This is a genomic window from Methylobacterium sp. Leaf361, from assembly GCF_001424445.1.
In the GTDB taxonomy this organism is placed as follows: domain Bacteria; phylum Pseudomonadota; class Alphaproteobacteria; order Rhizobiales; family Beijerinckiaceae; genus Methylobacterium.
The window spans coordinates 52,634-72,129 of the sequence record NZ_LMPY01000008.1 but is presented as its reverse complement, the minus strand read 5'-3'; the positions used below and the strand labels follow the sequence as shown (position 1 = coordinate 72,129).

Annotated in this window: 19 protein-coding genes and 1 pseudogene; 10 read left to right on the top strand and 10 right to left on the bottom strand. The window is 71.5% G+C overall.

Annotated features, from left to right (window positions below; translation table 11 throughout):
• Window positions 1–64: 64 nt before the first annotated feature.
• From ASG32_RS07820 to ASG32_RS07810, 3 genes are all read left to right on the top strand, one after another.
• Window positions 65–1,204, top strand: coding sequence for a helix-turn-helix transcriptional regulator (locus ASG32_RS07820; protein ID WP_020095872.1), 1,140 nt, complete (start codon window positions 65–67; stop codon window positions 1,202–1,204).
• Between the two features lie 59 nt (window positions 1,205–1,263).
• Window positions 1,264–2,568, top strand: coding sequence for a cytochrome P450 (locus ASG32_RS07815; protein WP_056524241.1), 1,305 nt, complete (start codon window positions 1,264–1,266; stop codon window positions 2,566–2,568).
• Window positions 2,569–2,752: 184 nt separating this feature from the next.
• The gene (locus tag ASG32_RS07810; RefSeq protein WP_056524238.1) at window positions 2,753–4,108 is read left to right on the top strand and encodes a peptidoglycan-binding protein; all 1,356 of its coding nucleotides are present in this window, start codon (window positions 2,753–2,755) and stop codon (window positions 4,106–4,108) included.
• Window positions 4,109–4,158: 50 nt separating this feature from the next.
• Here the strand turns inward: ASG32_RS07810 and ASG32_RS07805 are convergent, their stop codons facing one another.
• The 7 genes and pseudogenes from ASG32_RS07805 to ASG32_RS07775 form a co-directional block, all read right to left on the bottom strand.
• A complete protein-coding gene (locus ASG32_RS07805) occupies window positions 4,159–4,341 on the bottom strand; it encodes a hypothetical protein (RefSeq protein WP_020095869.1) in 183 nt (60 codons plus the stop codon).
• Window positions 4,342–4,367: 26 nt separating this feature from the next.
• Window positions 4,368–5,069, bottom strand: a complete 702-nt coding sequence (locus ASG32_RS07800; RefSeq protein ID WP_056524234.1) for a GntR family transcriptional regulator — start codon at window positions 5,067–5,069, stop codon at window positions 4,368–4,370.
• 279 nt (window positions 5,070–5,348) lie between these two features.
• Window positions 5,349–6,650 (bottom strand): oxalate/formate MFS antiporter, encoded by a 1,302-nt coding sequence (oxlT, locus tag ASG32_RS07795; protein ID WP_056524231.1) that lies wholly within the window; start codon window positions 6,648–6,650, stop codon window positions 5,349–5,351.
• A 429-nt stretch (window positions 6,651–7,079) separates the two neighbouring features.
• Window positions 7,080–8,505, bottom strand: a pseudogene (locus ASG32_RS07790) (FAD-linked oxidase C-terminal domain-containing protein).
• 256 nt (window positions 8,506–8,761) lie between these two features.
• Window positions 8,762–10,063 (bottom strand): MFS transporter, encoded by a 1,302-nt coding sequence (locus ASG32_RS07785; protein WP_056524229.1) that lies wholly within the window; start codon window positions 10,061–10,063, stop codon window positions 8,762–8,764.
• Window positions 10,064–10,192: 129 nt separating this feature from the next.
• Window positions 10,193–11,365 carry an alpha/beta hydrolase gene (locus ASG32_RS07780; RefSeq protein WP_056524226.1) on the bottom strand — a complete coding sequence of 391 codons (1,173 nt, stop codon included), beginning with the start codon at window positions 11,363–11,365 and terminating at the stop codon, window positions 10,193–10,195.
• Window positions 11,366–11,495: 130 nt separating this feature from the next.
• Window positions 11,496–11,705 carry a hypothetical protein gene (locus tag ASG32_RS07775; RefSeq protein ID WP_056524222.1) on the bottom strand — a complete coding sequence of 70 codons (210 nt, stop codon included), beginning with the start codon at window positions 11,703–11,705 and terminating at the stop codon, window positions 11,496–11,498.
• A 260-nt stretch (window positions 11,706–11,965) separates the two neighbouring features.
• Between ASG32_RS07775 and ASG32_RS07770 the strand changes: the two genes are divergently transcribed.
• Window positions 11,966–12,880 (top strand): manganese catalase family protein, encoded by a 915-nt coding sequence (locus ASG32_RS07770; RefSeq protein ID WP_010685278.1) that lies wholly within the window; start codon window positions 11,966–11,968, stop codon window positions 12,878–12,880.
• A 61-nt stretch (window positions 12,881–12,941) separates the two neighbouring features.
• Here ASG32_RS07770 and ASG32_RS34940 read toward each other — a convergent pair whose 3' ends face one another.
• Window positions 12,942–13,403 (bottom strand): hypothetical protein, encoded by a 462-nt coding sequence (locus tag ASG32_RS34940; RefSeq protein ID WP_244491844.1) that lies wholly within the window; start codon window positions 13,401–13,403, stop codon window positions 12,942–12,944.
• 110 nt (window positions 13,404–13,513) lie between these two features.
• Window positions 13,514–13,732 carry a hypothetical protein gene (locus ASG32_RS07760; RefSeq protein ID WP_020095860.1) on the bottom strand — a complete coding sequence of 73 codons (219 nt, stop codon included), beginning with the start codon at window positions 13,730–13,732 and terminating at the stop codon, window positions 13,514–13,516.
• Between the two features lie 412 nt (window positions 13,733–14,144).
• On the opposite strand from ASG32_RS07760, the gene ASG32_RS34395 reads away from it, so the two are divergent.
• From ASG32_RS34395 to ASG32_RS07750, 4 genes are all read left to right on the top strand, one after another.
• On the top strand, window positions 14,145–14,312 hold the full coding sequence (locus ASG32_RS34395) for a hypothetical protein (protein WP_199866089.1): 168 nt from the start codon (window positions 14,145–14,147) through the stop codon (window positions 14,310–14,312).
• A complete protein-coding gene (locus ASG32_RS07755; RefSeq protein ID WP_056524219.1) occupies window positions 14,305–14,652 on the top strand; it encodes a hypothetical protein in 348 nt (115 codons plus the stop codon). Before ASG32_RS34395 ends, ASG32_RS07755 begins: the two co-directional genes overlap by 8 nt.
• Before the next feature lie 91 nt (window positions 14,653–14,743).
• Window positions 14,744–14,938 carry a hypothetical protein gene (locus ASG32_RS33715; protein WP_139237890.1) on the top strand — a complete coding sequence of 65 codons (195 nt, stop codon included), beginning with the start codon at window positions 14,744–14,746 and terminating at the stop codon, window positions 14,936–14,938.
• 19 nt (window positions 14,939–14,957) lie between these two features.
• Window positions 14,958–15,191, top strand: a complete 234-nt coding sequence (locus ASG32_RS07750) for a hypothetical protein (protein WP_056524217.1) — start codon at window positions 14,958–14,960, stop codon at window positions 15,189–15,191.
• Window positions 15,192–15,910: 719 nt separating this feature from the next.
• Here the strand turns inward: ASG32_RS07750 and ASG32_RS07745 are convergent.
• Complete coding sequence (locus ASG32_RS07745; protein ID WP_056524212.1) at window positions 15,911–18,001, bottom strand: prolyl oligopeptidase family serine peptidase; 2,091 nt, start codon at window positions 17,999–18,001, stop codon at window positions 15,911–15,913.
• Between the two features lie 410 nt (window positions 18,002–18,411).
• Here ASG32_RS07745 and ASG32_RS07740 point away from each other — a divergent pair, with 410 nt between their 5' ends.
• Together ASG32_RS07740 and ASG32_RS07735 are read left to right on the top strand one after the other, a co-directional pair.
• Window positions 18,412–18,963, top strand: coding sequence for a lipocalin-like domain-containing protein (locus tag ASG32_RS07740; RefSeq protein WP_244491843.1), 552 nt, complete (start codon window positions 18,412–18,414; stop codon window positions 18,961–18,963).
• Between the two features lie 66 nt (window positions 18,964–19,029).
• Window positions 19,030–19,464: an SgcJ/EcaC family oxidoreductase gene (locus ASG32_RS07735; RefSeq protein ID WP_056524205.1), complete on the top strand. Its 435-nt coding sequence runs from the start codon at window positions 19,030–19,032 to the stop codon at window positions 19,462–19,464.
• The last annotated feature ends 32 nt before the right edge of the window (window positions 19,465–19,496 follow it).

The window sequence follows — 19,496 nt, the reverse complement described above, 5'->3', positions numbered from 1 at the left end:
GGTCTGACCGGACGGCTGGAGATCTGACAACACTCAAGACTCGCACTCAGCGCGGAGCGTGGCCATGCAGGATCTCGAGGCGTATTCGGTTCTGGTGGGGTCGATCTACGACCGCGTCGGCCAGCCGGAGGAGTGGTCGGCGCTCCTGGAGGATCTGACCGATTTCGTCGGCGGCCGGGTCGGCCAGCTCGCCGTGTTCAGCCTCGACGGGAACCGCAAACCGCTCTGGGCGGTGTCCGGCTTCGAGCGGTCGCGGTACCGCGAGTTCCTCTACCGGCACGCCACCGAGGATCCGCGCCTCCCCTACATCCTGTCGAACCAGGGCAAGGTCATCCGCGCCGAGGAGGGGGTCGACGCGGTGCAGTTCCGCGAGTCGGCCCTGTTCAAGGAGGTCGTCCAGCCCTTCGAGATCGAGCACAGCCTCGTCACCTACTTCGCCAAGGAAGCCGACGTCATGGCGACGCTCGCGGCGATGCGGGGCGAGGAGGGCGGCCCCTTCCGGTCCGACGAGGTCCGGCGCCTGGCGATGCTCGTCCCGCACCTGCGCCGGGCCTTCGAGCTGTACGCATTGATGCGGCAGGCCTCCGAGCGCACGTCCGATCTCGCCTCCGCCCTGGACCTGCTCGACGCCGCCGTGATCCTCACGGATTCCGACCTGCGCGTCGCGCACGCCAACCGCGCCGCCGAGGCGCTGGCGCGGTCCCGGACCGGCCTGTCCTTCGTGAAGGGCAGCCTCGTCCTCAAGGACAGCCAGACCGGGCGGCGGATCGCCCGCGCGGCCGGCGAGGCGCTCGCGGCCGCGAGCGGCGACGTCGCGATCACGCAGGCCGACCACATCACCGTGACCTGCGGCGAGAGCGGCATGCCCTACCGGGTGTCGCTGCACCCGCTGTCGAAGCGGCCGGCCGGCACCGGGTCGAAGGTGCGGGCCGAGCTGGCGATCGTGATCCGGACCGGGACCCCGAAGGTCCAGGGGAGCAACGCCGCGCGGCTGCAGAAGCTGTTCGGGCTGACCGTCGCCGAGTCGATCCTCGCCAACGCGGTCGCTTCGGGACGGTCCCTCGACGACCACGCCCAGGACCGCGGCATCGCGATCTCGACCGCCCGCACCCAGCTGCGCGCCCTGTTCGCCAAGACCGAGACGCACCGGCAGGGCGAGCTCGTGGCGCGCCTGCGCGAGGGGCTGGACGTCTCGCTCAACTGACCACCGGGCGTCGGGCCGGACGGCCCGCGCCGCTCCGCGAACGCCACAGGAGGTCGTGCATGCGCGCCGCCGCTCCCGAGACGCCCTGCCTCGCCTTCCTGGAGGCCCTGCCGGTGGCGGAGCGCTGGCAGCGCGCCCGGGACTGGATCGCCCGCGCGCCGCGGCCCTTCTTCGCGCAGCTGCGCGCGCGGCGGACCGCCCTGGATTGCGGCGCGGCCATCCTCGTCGCCGGCCGCGCCGAGGTCGAGGAGATCCTGTCACTGCCGCAGGTCTTCTCCGTCGCGCTCTACAAGCCCAAGATGGGCGAGTTCATGCTGGCGCTCGACGGCACGGAGGTGAATTACCGCGACAAGGCGGTCATGCGCGCCGTGCTGTCCTGGCGCGACCTCCCGGCGATCCGCGATCTGGCGGGCGCCGAGACCGACGCGGCCCTCGACGCGGGCCTCGACCAGGGGCTCGACCAGGGCGGCGGATCCATCGACGTCGTGGCGTCGATCTCGCGCCGCGTGCCGCTGCGGATCGTGCAGCGCTTCTTCGGGTTCGCGGCGCCCGATGCCGACCTGCTGCGCTGGTCGTACGCGAACCAGTTCGACCAGTTCAACAACCTCCCCTTCGACGAGCGCCCGGACGCCGACGCGATCCACGCGGCGGCGGATCTGGCGCGCCAGGAGATGCGGGCGGCCTTCGCCAGGATCATCCCGGCGCGCGTCGCGGCGATCGAGGCCGGTGCCGACCTGCCCGACGACGTCCTAACCCGGCTGCTCCGGCTGCACCTGCCGGCGGCGACCGGCTTCGGCATGGACCGCGTCGTCATCAACGTCGGCGGCCTGCTGATCGGGGCCATCGAGACCACGTCGGAGGCGGTGGTGCACGCCCTCGCGGAGCTCCTCGGCCGGCCGCAGATCCTCGCGGCGGCCCGCGCGGCCGCCCGGACCGGACCCGCCGCCTTCGACGGCTACGTGTGGGAGGCGCTGCGCTTCGCGCCGATCGTCGCCTTCATGTTCCGCCAGGCGGAGACCGACCACGTGCTCGGCCGGGGCAGCCCGGCCGAGAGCCGGATCGCCAAGGGCCGGGTCGTCCTGCCCCTCAGCCTGTCGGCGATGTTCGACGCGACCGGCGTGCCCGACCCGGACCGCTTCGACCCGGCCCGCCCGGAGCAGACCTATCTCCATTTCGGCCGGGGCCATCACGAGTGCCTCGGCCGCTACGTGGCGGGCGCGATGGTCCCGGAGATCGTTCGCCGCATCCTCCTGCGCGACGCCGTGCGGGCCGAGGGCGCGGTCGAGGACGGGGGCACGCCGTTCCCGACCGCGTTCCGGATCTCCTGCGCCGGCCGGCCGGCGGGGGCCGCCGGGCCCGGTTAGCCCGGCGCGCGCGGGACGTCGCCGACACCGCGCCCGGTCCATCCGTCGCGAGCCCGGGCGGCGCGCGACCGCGCGCGCCCGGATCCGGGGCGTCGCCCGGAGCCCCGCCCGATCGGTGCCCGGCCGCGCGCAGGTGCCGGCCGTCCCATCAAGGCTTCGTCACCGCAGAGCCCGGAGCATCGACATGGCATCCTTCCAGGATTTTCAGGACGGCTACGAGCGGACCTGGGCGTCGCTCCAGATCCGGCCGGAGAAGCTCGCGACGGTGCGCAAGCTCGCGCAGCAGCTCGCCGCCGGCAAGCCGCGCTACCAGGAGATCGAGGCGCGCACCGGCGTGCCCTGGTGGTTCATCGGGCTCTGCCACTACCGGGAATCGACCTTCGATTTCGACACGTATCTCGGCAACGGACAGAAGCTCGGACGGCGCACCACGATCGTCCCGAAGGGGCGCGGGCCGTTCACGGGGCCGCAGGCCTTCGTCGAAGGGGCAGTCGACGCGCTGCGCCTCCAGGGCCTGGTCGGGCTCGGCGACTGGAGCGTCGCGCGGGCCCTCTACCGGCTCGAGGGCTTCAACGGCTACGGCTACCACGGCCGGGGCGTGAACTCGCCGTATCTCTGGGGCGGATCGACGGCCTACGGGCCGCCGGGCGCGCGCGGCGGCAAGTTCGTGCGCGACCACGTGTTCGACCCGAACGTGGTCGACACGCAGATCGGCACCGCGGTGATCCTGCGGAGCCTCATCGACCTCGACGCGACGGTCGCGCTCGCGGCGCCGCGCGCCGTCGAGGCGGCCGTGTCCCGCGAGCCCGACGACGAACTCGCCGACAGCACGCTCTGGGTCCAGCAATCGCTCAATCGCCTCGGCGCGACACCGCCCCTCGTCGAGGACGGCCGGAACGGGCCGCGGACCATGACGGCCGTCGCGACGTTCCAGGCGCGGTGCGGTCTGGACGATACCGGCCTCGCGGACGCGCGCACGATCGCCGCCATCCAGGAGGCGCTGCGGCCGGCGGCGCCGGACCACGCGGTGCTGACGCGGATCCAGGACCTGGAGCGACAGCTCGCCGCGAGGGCGGTCACCCCGATGCAGCCCGCCCCGATGCAACCTGCCTCGATGCCCCCGGTGGTGATCGCGCCGGCCGCGCCGCCCGCCGACGTCGCGGCGCGGCTCGACGAGTTCCTCCAGGCCCTGCGCCGACAGATCGACGGTGCGCGCCTCCCGACCGCCCCGATCTTGCCCGGCCCGCCCGCGGCGCGTCCCGACGGCGCGGTCCTCGGGCCGGTCAACGGCGCGCTCGGGCAGACGATCGGGCAGCTGCTCTCCGGCAAGAAGTCGGCGATCGGCATCATCGGCGCCGTCGCCACGCAGATCCTGTCCCAGGTTCCGCTCAACACCGGTCTCGGGCAGGTGCTCGCACAGCTCACGCCCGCCTTCGGGCTGAGCCCCTACACGATGCCGATCTTCATCGGGCTGACGGCGTGGGGCGCGCTCGGGAAGTTCGAGAAGTGGAACGCACGCGCGGGGCAGGCGACCCCGTAGCGCGCGGCGGTTCTCCGGGAAGGGCGGCGCTCACGACGCGCCGCGCCCGCTCACTCGGCGAGCACGAAGGCGAGGCCGAGGATCGCCACCAGCAGAGCCCCGCCCGCGAGCTCCTCGCGCGGCTCCTCTGCGAAACGCGCGGACCGGCTCGCGCTGGCGATCCCAGCTGCGGCGAGCCCGATGATCAGGAAGCCGAGGCCGAGCAGATCGGTCGTCTGAACGGACGGTAGCATCGGTGGTCCTCCGTCAGAGGTGCCTCTCACTCCTCTGGCCAAACCCAGTGCGCCTCGACATGCGCGATCAGCCCGAGCGCGTGATCGCGGACGAGGATCGCGGCCCGATCCGCGTCGCGTGCCTGCAAGGCGGCGATGATGGCGGCGTGCTCGCGCATCGAGTCCTCGAGCCTCCCGGCCCGATGGAGGAAGGCCGACCGGATCGCCCGCATGTGGATGAACAGGTTGGTCGTCATCTCGACCATCAACCCGCAGCCGCCGAGACGGATGATCGTCCGATGGAAGTCGAGGTTGGCCTCGTCGTAGGCCTTCAGATGGTCGGGCAGCGTCGCGATATCGAACGCCTCGAAGGCCCTGCCGAGCGCGCGGAGATCGGCATCCTCGGCGTTCCGTGCGGCGGCATGGGCCGCCATGCCTTCGAGCGCGGCCCAGACGGTGATCATCTCGACGATCTCGCGCTTGTTCTTGCGCGTCACGAAGAGGCCGCGGCGCGGCACCGTGGACACGAAGCCCTCCCGCTCCAGGAGCGTCAGGGCTTCCCGGACCGGCGTGCGGCTGATGCCGAGATCCTGCGCGATCTGGTGTTCGTGCAGCCGGATCTGCGCCGATCCGGCGTAGAGATCCATCGCCAGGATCGATTGCTTGATGCTGTCGTAGGCCTGTTCACGCAGACTCAGGGTCTGTCCGATCGAGGCTAGACCCAGGGAGGTCTCGGAAGGCTGTAGCACAGTCGAACTCCGGGAACGCGAGAATGGATTCTGGCCTCAGGTCCTGGAATGGCGCCGAGCGCGGCCGGGCTATCGCGTGAGAGCGAGGCGCCAGGAAAGCCGTCCCTCACCCGATCGTCGATGGACGCCCGAACATGCGCGATCGTCCGCGGCGCCCTGCGTCTCGACGAGACGGTCTCCGTGCGGGCCAGCTGCCCGGTGCTGGCCGACCCGGCTCCGGAATTCCGGAGCCGGGTCGAGGAGGCTTCGCCCCGGCCGCGGAGCGGCCGGGGCCGTCGCTCAGGCGTGGGCCAGCTTCATCGCCGGAGCCGCCGCGTCGTTGTTCGCCGCGTGGTGCTGCTTGAGCATCGGCCGCAGGACCGCGATCGCCAGGACGGCGGCGATCAGGTCCATGGTCGCCACCGTGTAGAGGACGGTCGCCCAGGTGCCGGTCGCCTGCATGATCAGGTTGCCCACCGGCACGAACAGCGCGGCGAAGCCCTTGGCGCAGTAGAGCACGCCGTAGATCTTGCCGATGTGCTTCGAGCCGAAGGTGTCGGCGGCGGTGGCGCTGAACAGCGAGTAGACCTCGCCCCAGGCCAGGAACACCACACCGGACAGGATCACGAAGGCCCACGGGTTGGAGCCGAAGTAGCCCAGCGCCACGATGCCGATACCCTCCATCGCGAACGCGATGAACATCGTCTTCTCACGGCCGATCCGGTCCGAGACGAACCCGAAGAGGGGGCGCGAGATGCCGTTCATGATCCGGTCGAGCATCAGCGCGAAGGGCAGCGCGGCCATGGCGAAGAAGTACAGGTTGACCTGGAAGTTCTTCACCCCGAGATCCTGCGCGATCACGCCGAGCTGGGCCACGGCCATCAGGCCGCCCGTCACCGTGCAGGTGAACATCAGCAGCATCACGTAGAACACGGGGGTGCGCAGCGCCTCGCCCAGGGTGTAGTCGCGCCGCGACTGCAGGACCTTGGTGGAGAACGGCACCTGATCCTTGCGCGGGGCGCGCATGCCGATGGCGGCGGCGATGATGATGGCGCCCTGGATCAGGCCGAAGACGAAGAAGGCCTGGGCGTAGTTGCCGCCGTCGATCATCTTGGCGATCGGCAGGATGGTGAGCGCCGAGCCGGCGCCGTAGCCGCCCGCCGTGAGGCCGACCGCGAGGCCGCGCTTGTCCGGGAACCACTTGAGCGCGTTGTTGACGCAGGTGGCGTAGACGCAGCCGACGCCGATACCGCCGGCCACCGAGCCGAGGTAGAAGCCGCTCAGGCTGGTGGCGTAGGAGTTGATGACCCAGGCCAGGCCCGTCATCAGACCGCCGAACATGACGACGCGGCTCGGGCCGTACTTATCGATGAAGTAACCTTCGATCGGGGTCAGCCAGGTCTGGACGACGACGAAGATCGTGAAGGCGACCTGAATCGCGGCGCGGTCCCAGCCGAAGGTCTTCTGAATCTCGGGGACGAACAGCGTCCAGGCATACTGGATGTTCGCCGCTGCAACCATGCAGATCACGCCGAGCACGATCTGCAGCCATCGATTTGTACTGGGTACTGCCGTAGCCGGCGTGGCATTTGGCATGGCCATGAGCTTCCTCCCTCATTCCTGCGCTGACATTCAGCGACGTGCTATAGGATTGGCGTGCACGCCGACGAATTCCTTGCCCGCGCCGGAACCTTATGTCGGGTTCCGAAATTGGCACGGCGGCATGCATTATTCTGTGTGCCAGGAACGTATGGCAAGCAGAATAATTCATCCGTTTCGGCTGAGAATTCGGGATTAGAGGGCGATCTCGCGCGTGCTACCGGATCGCGCGGCCGGCCGCCGCTCTCGCGGATGCTCGTCCTCGGTGTGCCGGCGCCATCTGAGACCCGGCCCGCGGCGTCGGCGCGATCCCCAGCTTTGAGGATCGGACGACGTGATCGCTCGGCCCTGAACAGCACCGATGCAGACGATCGGCCCGGATCGAAGGGATCGACGGGCGACGCGGACGGCGGCGCCGGGTCGCGGGGCGCGTCAGGGAATCAGCTTGCCGGGATTCATGAGGTTCCGGGGGTCGATCGCGCGCTTCAGGGTCCGCATGAGGCCGAGCGCCTCCGGCCCGTGCTCGCTTTCCATGAAGCGCATCTTCTTCTGGCCGATCCCGTGCTCGCCCGTGCAGGTGCCGCCCAGGTCCAGCGCGCGGGCGACGAGCCGGTCGAGGAAGCCGGCCACCGCGGACATCTCCTCGGGGCTGTCGGCATCGACGAGCGGCAGGGTGTGGAAGTTGCCGTCGCCGACATGGCCGGCGATCGGCGCCGTGAGCCCGGTCGCGGCGATGTCGCGCTTCGTCGCCTCCACGCATTCCGCGAGCCGCGAGCCGCGAGATCGGCACGCAGACGTCGGTCGACATGTTCTTGATCGTGGGACCCGGCCGCAGCGCGATCGAGGCCCAGTACACGTCGTGGCGCGCCTGCCAGAGGCGCGCGCGCTCGTCGGCCCCGGTCGCCCAGTCGAACGGGCCGCCGCCGAGATCGGCGGCGATCTCGCCGAACCGCTCGGCCTGCTCGCGCACGCCCGCGTCCGTGCCGTGGAACTCGACGAGGAGCAGCGGGGTCTCCGGCAGGGCGAGCTTCGAGTAGCGGTTGCAGGCCGCCACCTGCACCTCGTCGAGCAGCTCGATGCGCGCGACCGGGATGCCGGACTGGATCGTCAGGATCGTGGCGTCGCAGGCCGCCTTGATCGAGGGGAACGGGCAGATGCCCGCCGAGATCGCCTCGGGGATGCCGTGCAGGCGCAGCGTGACCTCGGTGATGATCCCGAGGGTGCCCTCCGAGCCGACGAGGAGCCGGGTGAGATCGTAGCCGGCCGACGACTTGCGCGCCCGCCGGGCGGTCGTGACGATGTCGCCGTTCGGCATCACCGCGGTGAGCCCGAGCACAGCGTCCTTCATCGTCCCGTAGCGCACGGCGTTGGTGCCCGACGCCCGCGTCGCCGCCATCCCGCCGATCGTGGCGTCCGCCCCGGGATCGATGGGGAAGAACAGGCCGGTGTCGCGCAGGTACGCGTTCAGCGCCCTGCGGGTGACGCCGGCCTCGACCGTGCAGTCGAGGTCGTCGGCATGGACCGCGCGGACGCGGTTCATCGCCCCCGTGTCGATCGAGACGCCGCCGAACGGCGCGTTGACGTGGCCCTCGAGGGAGGTGCCGACGCCGTAGGGCACGATCGGCACGTCGCGCTCGGCACAGGCGCGCACGACGGCCTGCACCTCCGCGGTGGAGTGCGGGAAGACCACGAGGTCCGGCGGCTCGCACGGCGCCCAGGTGAGCTGGTTGGCGTGCTGCTCGCGCACCGCCGGGCTCGCCGTCACCCGGTCCCCGAGCACGGCCCGCAGGGCCGCGGTGAGACCCGCGATCGTCGCCGCGTCCGGGCGGGTCCGCGGGGCGGGAACGGGGGCGTTCATGGACTGCTCCGATGGGCTCGAACTGGGGCGTCGCCGGGGACGGCGCCGGGGACGGCGCCGGGGACGGCGCCGGGGACGGCGCCGGGGACGGCGTATCCCGGGGGTCGCGCGGCCCGGCAACACGGCCGCTGCCGGGACGACATGGCGACGCGACCGTAGGTCGATCGGCGGCCGCCCGCCACCCGGGCGCGGCAGGGCGGCGGCGCGGCCCCCTCCCCCCGGGTCGCGTTGAGCCGCCGCGTCTGCCCCGCCGCGCCTACTCCGCCGCCCGCGCGCCGCGCGCCGCGGCCTGCTCCAGGTGCCGGTCGTGAGTGAGGCAGAGGACCGTCACCATGGCGGCGAGGCCGGCCGCCGCGATGAGGAGGAGGCCGCCCGTGAAGGTGCCGGTGGCGTCCTTGATCGCGCCGACCGCGTAGGGCGCGGCGAAGCCGGAGAGGTTGCCGAGGGCGTTGATGATGGCGATGCCGCCGGCCGCCGCGGCGCCGGACAGGTAGGCGGTGGGCAGCGTCCAGATCACCGGGAGGCCGCCGAAGATGCCGAAGGCCGAGACGCTGAACAGGGCCATCTTGGCGTAGGGATCGGAGACCAGCGCCGCCGCGGCCGTGCCGCCGGCCGCGAGCAGGAGCGCGATGGCCGCGTGCCCCTTGCGCTCGCCCCTGCGGTCCGAGGAGCGCCCGAGGGCGAGCATGCCGACGATCCCGATCGCGAAGGGGATGAGGCTGACGAGACCCGTCTGGAGGTTCGTGAGGTCGAAGCCCTTGACGATCTGCGGCAGGAAGAAGCTGAGCCCGTAGAGCAGCGCCACGTTGCCGAAATACACGAAGGCGACGGCGAGCACGCGCCGGTCGAGGAGCGCCTCCGCGACGCTGTAGCGGCGGGCGGATTCGCGCGCCCGCCGCTCCTGCGCGAGGCGCTCGGTGAGCCACGCGCGCTCGTCGTCGGGCAGCCAGGCCGCCTGCGCCGGCCGGTCCGTCAGGAAGGCCAGGACGATGCCCGCGAGGATGACGGCGGGCAGCGCCTCGAGGACGTAGAGCCACTGCCAGCCCTTGAAGCCCCAGACCCCGTCGAGGCCCAGCAGCGCCCCCGAGACCGGCGAGCCGATGACGCTCGAGAGCGGGACCGCGGCCATGAAGGCGCCGATGATGCGCGCGCGGTAGCGCGCGGGGAACCACAGCGTGAGGTAGAAGATGATGCCGGGGAAGAACCCGGCCTCCGCGGCGCCCAGCAGCAGGCGCACGGCGTAGAAGCTCTTCTCGCCGACGATGAAGGCCATCGCGCCCGACAGGAGTCCCCAGGTCAGCATGATGCGGGCGATCCACACCCGCGCCCCGACCCGCTCCAGGATCAGGTTCGACGGCACCTCGAAGACGAAGTAGCTCAGGAAGAAGATGCCGGCCCCGAGCCCGTAGGCCGTGGCGGAGATGCCGAGGTCCCCGTTCATGGTCAGCGCGGCGAAGCCGACATTGACCCGGTCGAGGTAGGAGATGAAGTAGCAGGTGATCAGGAGGGGCAGGAGCCGCCTGCTGACCCGCCGGATGGCGCGCGCTTCCACATCCATCGTCGCCCCCTCGAGGATCCGGAACGGACGCCGGGCGCCCGATCCGACCGGGCCTCCGGTCAATTCGCGGGTGACATAGCCGGGCCGTCGGCGCCCCGATAGGAGCGGACGCGGTGCGGCAGCGGGCGCTTACGCGCCGGGGCGGGATCCGGCCCCGCCGCGACCGAGCGCGTCGAGCAGGAGGTCCGCGACGGCCCGGGGCTGCTCCTGCTGAACCCAGTGCCCCGCCCCCGCCACGAAGTGGCAGCCGAGCAGGCCCGCGCCGGCGGCCTCCTTCATGCGCTCCAGCGCGCCCGGCGCCTGGAACGGGCCCCAGTCGCGCGCCCCGGACACGAACAGGAGGGGGACCTCGATCCGCCGGCCGGCGAACCGCGCGAGGTCGCGGTCGATGCTGCCATCCATGCGGCACCGGTAGCCCTGGAGCGCGCCCTGGAAGCCGGAGCGCGCGTACTCGGCCGCGTAGACGGCGAGTTCCGCCTCCGTCAGCCAGGCGCAGTCCGCGCCGCCCCGCTCCGGCATCTCCGGCGCCACGGTCGCGGGCATCGTCCGGCCTTCATCCATCACGTAGTAGGTCGGCATCTCGGCGAGGGCCTCGGCCGTCCAGCCGGCGAGCGCGCGGGGTCGATTGTCCGGCCAGTCCGCGCTCTTGTGGTGGAAATAGGCGCGCAGGAACGCGGCGAGGCCCTGGGGACTGCGCTCCATGTCGGCGGCGGCGCGGCGCGTCGCGTAGTAGCGGTGGTAGTGCGTGCGCGGGCGCGGCAGGGCGGCCAGCGCCGCGTGGATCGGGTCGTCGGCCGGCGTCCGGAGGCCGCGGGCCAGGGCGTCGAGCCCCGGCGCCCCCGCGAAGGGCGCGCTCATGAGGGCGACCATGCCGAAGAGATCGGGCCGCGCCAGGGCGCAGTAGCCGCAGACCCAGGACCCGTAATCGTGTCCGACGAGCGCCGCGACCCTGTCGCGCTTCAGGGCGCTCATCAGGCACAGCAGGTCGAGGAGAAGGTTGTGCAGCCGGTAGGGCGCGAGGTCGTCCGCGAAGGCGACCGGCGCGTCCGCGGTGCGGCCGTAGCCCCGGAGGTCGGGGGCGACGACGTGGTAGCCCGCCGCGGCCAGCGCCGGCATGACCTTCCGCCAGGAATAGGCGATCTCGGGGAAGCCGTGCACCAGGAGGATGAGCGGGCGGTCGGGACCGCCGTCGCCCGCCTCCAGCACGTGCATGCGCAGGCCGTTGACGCCCTCGACGAAGCGGGCGCGGATCCCGGCCGCGAGCGCGGCCGGATCGAGCGGGGGCAGGACGTTCGTGACCATCGCCGCGCGCTCCCGTGTCGATCGTTCGACGGCCGTTGACCGTACACGGTCGCCGATCCGACCGCGACATCCGGCCCGCGCGGGCCGGCCCGGCGCCACGTCCGCGCCCGATCGGCGCGCGGCCGAACCGTCAGGCCGTCAGGGCGGCGCGGGCCTCACGGTGCGCGGCCTCGGCCCGCCACGCGTCGCGCTCGGCCTCCAACCCCTGGATCCGGGCATGGAGCTGCCCGGCATCGATGGCCGTCTCCATCAGCATGTCCTGCGCGCCGGCGAGCTGCTCGCGCAGCTCGGAATTCTCGGTCACGAGGGTCAACAGGATCGCCGCCACGTCGTCACCCATTCGTCCACCTGCCTCACCGTCCGGGGTCGCGGCTGGTAGGACCGGCATGGTTACCGCCCCGGAAAGGATGGCGGCCGGGCGGCCGCGCCGGAGCTCCTGTCCACAGCAGGATTGCGCCGACCGCCGGGACGACGCCCGCGGGCCACTCCGCCACGGCCGCGCGGCGAGCCTGACGCGCGCCGCCGCGACGCGGTCGCAGGAACAATCGTCCGTGCGGGAAGATGCCGTCATGCGCACCCCGCGCGAACGGAGCTGCTCGCATGTTCATGAAGCTCGACCGCCTTCAGGCCGAACTGCCACAGCCGAAGAAGCCCGATCCCAACGCGGCGGCCGCGCTGCAGGAGCTGCTCGGCGGCAAGTACGGGGAGATGTCGACCCTCGGGAACTACATGTTCCAGAGCTTCAACTTCCGCAACAAGTCGAAGCTGCGCCCCTTCTACAGCCTCGTGTCGAGCATCTTCGCCGAGGAGCTCGGGCACGTGGAGCTGGTCTCGACCGGCATCGCGATGCTCAACAACGGCCCCGGCGACGACACCGAGGAGGTCGACGTCTCGAAGGCCCCGTTTCACGACATGCAGGACATCCGGCTCGCCGGCAGCTTCCTGAGCAACGGCGGCGGCGCGACGCCGGTCAATTCCAACGCGCAGTCCTGGAACGTCGACATGGTGACGACGACGGGCAACATCATCATCGACCTGCTGCACAACTTCCACTTGGAGTGCGGCGCGCGCCTGCACAAGCTGCGCGTCTACGAGACCCTGAAGGACCCGACCGGCCGCGAGGTCTGCGGCTACCTGCTCGTGCGCGGCTCGGTGCACGCGCACGCCTACGCGCTGGCGCTCAAGAAGCTGACCGGCGTCGAGATCGAGAAGATGCTGCCGACCCCGAACATCGTTCTCGACAAGATTCCGGAGTGCCAGAAATATCTGCAGGAGGGCTCGCACCGGCGCCTCTACCGCTTCAGCCCGGACGACTACAAGGAAGCGGCCGGCGTCTGGTCGAACGACGAGGTCGCGCTGCCGGGGGATCCGCCCGGCAACCTGGAGGTCGTCGACGGCCTGCCGGAGGGCGGCAAGATCCCGGAACTCGACGGCAATTACGGGGCCTTCGCGCCCAACTACGCCCCCGAGGAGATCTTCGAGATCGCCAGCAAGCTCTACAAGAAGGGGCGCTGAGGCGCGCTGAGAACCGGGCAGGGCCCCGCGGTCTCAGAACCGCGGGCCGCGCCGTCCCCGGTCAGTACCAGTCGTCGTCGTCGGCGGGCGATCCCGGCGGGAGGGGACCGTCACCCATCACGCCGGGATCCCCGTAATTGAACGGAGGTCCGTCGAAGCCGACGACACCGTCCGGATTGTCCGGCGTCACGTTCGGATCGACCTTCAACTCGGTATCCTCGCGCCCGAGCCGTTGATCGAGGCGATCCATGCGCTTGAGATCCTGCTGGATCGGGATGTCCTGCTGGGCCTGCGCGACGATCGCGGGACTTGCGAGGGCGAACACCAGCGCGGCGACGGTCAAGCGTGTCATAGCAATCGGCCCTTCGCGTCCCGGCGCGCTCCTGAAGTCGATGCATACCGTGGACGGACAACCGAGCATAGCATTGACGGCCGTCAACACTAATCGCGCGTGCATGTCGACCGGGAGCGCGCTCGGCGAATGCGCGTCGCCGCCCGGCCCGACCGGATCGAGATCTGCCATCGCGCCGTGAGACGTGCCCTCCCCGCCGGGCACCGTGCGGGCACCGTGCAGGCCTCGTGCAGGTCAGATCGCGGAAGGCCGGCAATCCTGCGGGCGCCGGGCCTGACCGGTCAGCGCGGCTGGCGGCCGGCCGGGCCGGCGACGTGCGGGCCGGCGGAGCGGTCGGCCGGCACGGGCCGGTGGTAGGTGACGGAGATCTCGGGCAGCATCACCGCGGTGACGTCGGACAGGCCGTGGCGTGCGGCGGATCCCTGCGCGGAGGCGGGCGTCGCGAGGGCGGCGGCGAGGGTCGCGGCGAGCGCGGCGGCAGCGAACAGGCGGACGGTCATGGCAAACCTCTTCTGACTTCGGCACGAAGTCATCCGGTCAACTGTCGCGAGTGAGGAAGATCGTCGTTCCGGCGGTCTTGATCGCCTCGGCTCTGTCGGGCCGAATGTCATCCTTCAACATGGATGTTAGGCCAGCGGTTGCCGCGAATGCGTGCGACGCCGCACAATCATCAGTATCGGATCGAGCGCGAGGTCTCTTCGTCGCGCCGGACCGGCCCCTTTTGGGCGCGCCCGGCACCGCGGCTCGATCCGGCGCGGCGATGGCCGGCATCCGCGACTCGCGGGCGCGCCGGGGCGCTCCCGCCGGGATTTCGTGGACGGACGTTCGCTTTCCGTACTCATGTGGCATCGGAGTGGCAGCCGGCGCGCGACGGCTCCGCTACGGTGCGGACGTCTCCCTGAGGCGCCCTCGATGCTCATCCCCGCCCCGACCATCCGCCGTCTCCTCATGCTGGGGCTCGTGCTCGTCGCCCTCGTCGCGCTCGCGGACGGCGTGGCCCGCCACGAGTTGCGCACGGCCGCGCGCGCGATGACCCTCGCCGACGCGGCCCCGCAGACGGAGCGCGTGTCGGATGAGTAGGCGCTCGCCCCTCGCGGCCGGCCTGACGCTCCTCGCGGCCCTGGCGGGGGCCGAGCCCGCCGCGGCGCTGGCAGTGGAGCCGGCCGACCTGCCGGGCCTGGAGCGGGCGTGGCACGGCTGCGTCCGCGAGGCCTTCGACCGGCAGCCGGCGCACCGGAGCAGGCCCGGCCGGGAGCGGGGCGCCCTGGACGCGTGCAAGCCGCAGGAGGACGCCTACGTGGCGGCCCTGATGGCCGCCCGGCCGATCGACGCGAACCGCCCTGCCCTGGCCTGGGCGCGGACCTGGATGGCCTACGTGGTGGATCCGCTGAGGGACTGGATCGCCGCGCTGCATCGCTGAGCCGTCCCAGCCGCGGCCGGGCGGAGGTCGGGCGCGGACGGCCATCCGCGCGGGGCGGGACGCCTGCAGATCTCACGCAGCTCTACCGAAGGTGCGCTCCGAGCATTCGCGCCAGTATTGTGCATCCCTTTCCGATGTTCGCGCGTTCCAATCTCGAACCGGCCGATATTTCGGTGCGATTGTCGACATAGAGGAGGCGCGAATGCTGCGCGGTGGATTGCTGTGGCTGCTGGGAATCCCGCTGCCGATCATCCTGTTGCTGTATTTCCTCGGCGTGTTCCACTAGGTCGCGGCGGACGGTCGTCGTGCCCTACACGGTCGAGATCACCACGCCGCCGGTGCGGATCGACGGCGCCGAGCAGGCCTCGCGGATGTATCAGCTGCCGGACCCGTTCAGCACGCTGGCCGAGGCCAAGGAAGCGGCGATCGCGCATATCGGGGGCCTCGGCCTCGATCCGGCCGGCATCCTCTACACCGTCTTCGATCGCGAGGGTTTCACGGTCGCCTCCAACGCGGATCAGCGCGCCGAGGCCGGATAGAGCGGGCCGGCGGATCAGGGTCCCGTCCCGCTCTGCGGGGCCCTCCGAGCCCGGAGGCGGCCTCCCTGCCCGCCTCCGGCCGGTACGCGGCCCGGGATCCGTGCGCGAGCGGCGGCCCTGCAGGTGTTCCGGGACACGCCGGACCTGAAAGCTTGGGCGTACATCGGGATCACACCGCGAACACAGTCGCGAACCCGATGGAGACGACGATGACCTGGACCAACCGCATCGCCCTGGCGGCGACCCTGATCGCCGGCGCGGTCGCCCTCGTGACCTACGCGCAGGCCCTCAGCCTGCCGACCCATTTCGCGTGAGCGAGACGGGCCCGGCGGCCGTCTCGCCCACCGTCGCCGCCTGAACGCGCGCCGAACGGTTCCGCGGCGCAGCGTGACTCTTCGCACCGCACGCAGCCGGCCGATCCGGCATCATCATTGCAGTCGGTGATCCCGGGTCTCGCCCGAGACCCGCTGCTCGATGAGAGGCGTGCACGACATGGTCCTGAAGGGCTTCTCCTACGCGATGATCGGCGCCTTCCTGGGCGGCCTCGCGATGACGGTGACCGGCTCGGCCGGGGTGCTGATGGGCTTCTGAGCCGCGGCGGTCCTCGGGGCCGCCCGGGCGACGGACTGCCCGAACGGACGGCGGGAACGGCGGGGCGAGAGCCCCGCCGTTCCCGTATGCGGACCCGGACGATGCCGCGGTTCGGGTCGAGGCCGCGCTCACGCGACCGGGTCATCCCATCCGATGGCGCGGCGCAGGAAGGTGAGCCCCAGCGCCCGGAACGCCGCCGTCTGCTCGCTGTCCTTGCCAGCGCCGTGCCCGCCGGTCGCGGGCTCGTAGAAGGCGACGTCGCAGCCGAGGACGCGGAGCTTCTGCGCCATCTTCCGCGCGTGGCCGGGATGGACCCGGTCGTCGCCGCGGCTCGTGGCCAGCAGGATCGGCGGGTAGGCCCGCCCGGCCTCGGCGGCGTGGTAGGCGGAGATGCCGGACAGGAACGCCCAGTCCTGCGGGTCGTCCGGATCGCCGTACTCCCCGATCCAGCTCGCGCCGGCCAGGAGCTTCGTGTAGCGGCGCATGTCGATCAGCGGGATCGTGCAGGCCAGCGCCCCGAACCGCTCCGGGTAGCGGGTGAGCATGTTGGCGATCAGCAGGCCTCCGTTCGAGCCGCCCTCGGCCGCGATCCGCCCCGGCCGCGTCACGCCGCGGGCGACGAGATCGGCGGCCACCGCGGCGAAGTCGTCGTGCGCCCGGGCCTTGCCCTCGCGCCGGCCCGCGTGGTGCCACCGGGTGCCGAACTCGCCGCCGCCGCGGATGTTGGCGGTCACGCAGGTGCCACCGCGCTCCAGCCAGAGCTTGCCCAGCACGGGCTGGTAATCCGGCAGGCGCGAGAGCCCGAACCCGCCATAGGCCGTCAGGTAGACGGGGGCCGCACCGGTCTCGGCTTCCGGCCCGACCTGAACGTAGGGAACGCGCGTTCCGTCCGCCGACACGGCCTCGTGGCGCGTCACCCGGATGCCGCGCGCGTCGAAGGCCGGGGGCGCCCGACGCAGGACGGCCGGGGCATCGAGCGCGGGCGGGAAGGCGAGCAGCGCCGGCGGCGTCACCGGATCGTGGGCCAGCGCCAGCAGGGCTCCGTCCGCCCGCTCCGGATCGCCGTCGAGGGGCCAGAGATGGACGGAGCCGAGGGCGGGCAGGCCGGCGAGGGGCCGCTCGGTCCAGCCGCCCGGCCCCGGCTCGAAGACCCGGTAGGTGGGACGCAGGTCCTCGAGCACGTCCACGATCAGCCGCCCGGCCGACCAGAACACCCTCTGCAGGGCGAGCCGCGCGTCCGGCTGCCAGAGGACCGTGAAGGCGCGGCCTCCCGCCAGCAGGTCGGGGAGCGCGATCGCCAGCACCGTGTCGGTGTCGTGCGCGACGCCGTCCACCGTCCAGGGCCGCCGCAGCCGCACGGACAGGTGGTCGCGGTGCAGCTGGACCCCGGCATGCGTGGGCAGGTCGAGGCGCGCGCGCAGGCCGCCGCGATCGCCGATATGGACAGCCGCGTCGAAGAAGCCGAGCTGCTCGACGACCGTGATCCGCTCGGTCCCGGTCTGCCGGTCGGACGCGCCCCAGACCGCCATGCTGGTCTCGGCGGTCTCGAACAGGACGGACGCGTCGCGCGGGTCCGTGCCGCGCGGCCAGAGCCGGACGGTGCGCGCGTAACCGGACCGCGTGGCCATGCCCGGGCCGAGGGCGCTCGACAGGAGCACCGTCTCGCGATCGAGCCACGTCGCGCCGCCCTTGCCCTCGGGCAGGACGAAGCCGTCGGCCACGAAGGTGCGGGTGTCCAGATCGAACTCGCGGATCACGGCCGCGTCCTTGCCGCCGCGGCTGAGGCGCACAAGGGCGCGATCGAGCGCGTCCCTGAGGATCGTCGCCCCGGCCCAGACCCAGTCCTCGCCCTCCGTCGCCGCGAGATGGTCGAGATCGAGCAGGATCTCCCAGTCCGGGACCGCGGCGCGGTAGCCGGCCGCGTCGACGCGCCGCCACAGGCCGCGCGGATGCGCGCCGTCCGTCCAGAAATTGTAGAGCCAGGTGCCGAAGCGCTGGACGAACGGGATGCGGTCCGGCCGGTCGAGAAGCGCGCGGGCGATGTCGCGGTCGCGGAGGAAGCCGGCATCGCCGTAGCGGGCGAGCGTCTCCGCGTTGCGCGCCTCGACCCAGGCGAGCGCGTCGGGCCCGTCGACCTCCTCCAGCCAGAGGTACGGATCGTCGTCGGGCCGCGCGAGGGTCGGCCTGGGGTCGGGGTGGGGGTCGGTTGCCGCGGACATCAGTGGGAGCGTAGCCCCTGCGCGCCACCCTCGATAGGCGCGCGGCATTCCCCCGATGAGCGGTCAATCGTCTCGGACGCGCAGATGTTCGCACGCCTCGCGCAGGTGGAAAGGACGATCCGGACACGCGGATCAGGACGTTTCCGCATGCGGGCGGCCGATCCCCCTCCCGAACGTCGCCCCCGCACGCGCCGTCGACTCGGCCAGCAGGCCGCGCAGGTCTCTCGGGCGCATCTATACTTATCTTTCCAGCACCATTCGGACCATATCAGATCTTTGACTGTTTTCGTTTTTATCAAATCAGCACATATGCCTTGCATTCGCACCGATCATGGTATTCAATGATGGTTCGGTCGCGTACGGTCTGGTTCGTGCTCTGAGTCCCCATGGCCTTACCGGGGGTCGCTGCGATGCGCGTCGTCGAACAGGGGTTGCGCAGGTCTCGGCTCGCCGAGACGGCGATGGTCGGCGTCGCGGGCGCCGCCGTCCTGGTCTCGGGTTGTCTCGGCATCTCGCCCGGATGGGCGGTGGACGCGGACGCGGTCGTCGGGACCTGGCGCCTCGCGGCGGCCACGCGCCGGATCGTGGACACGGGCGAGACCATCGACGCCTATGGCGGCCCGAAGCCGACCGGGTGGATCCATTACGGCCGCGACGGGCGCATGATGGTGGTCTGCGCCCACGAAGGCCGGGAGCGGCCGATCGCCAACGACAAGATGTCCGACGCGGACCGGATCAAGCTCCACAAGACCTTCTTCGCCTATGCCGGGACCTACCGGCTCGAGGGCGACCGGATCGTCCACGACATCGACACGTCCTGGAACGAGGCCTGGACCGGGACCTCCCAGGTCCGGCACGTCGCGCAGGAGAACGGGCGGCTCGTCCTCACGACGGTGCCGTTCAAGTTCAACGTCGACGGCAGGATGAGCGTCATCACGCTCACCTGGGAGAAATACCCTTAGTCCGACCCCGCAGATCCTGTGCCGTCACGCTCTCATCAACTACAACACGTCACGATGGAGGAAGACATGCTGCGCCCCCACGTTCTGCACGCGACCGTATTCGCTGTTGCCCTGATGACGCCGAGCCTGTGCCGGGCGGACACCGTCCAGGCCGACGCGCAGAGCGCCGCGAGCCAGTGGGACGCGGCGTATAACGGCGGCGACATGGACGCGCTGGCCAAGCTCTACACGCCCGACGCGATCGTCGTCACGAAGGGCGCGCCGCAGACCAGCGACGGCATCCAGAAGTTCTTCGCCGGGCTGAAGGCGAAGGGATGGGACGAGCACAAGACGACGGTCAAATCCGCGCTGCCGAAGGACAACCTGCTCATCGTGTCCGGCCGCTGGGAGATGACCGGCCCCGGGGACGGGGGCGCGAAGAAGAAGTTCGAGGGCAACTGGGTGAACGTGCTGGAGAAGCGCGACGGCGCCTGGCGCACGGTCCTGCACACCTGGAACTGATCGCCTCGCCCGGCCGGGGACGGCCGGGCGGA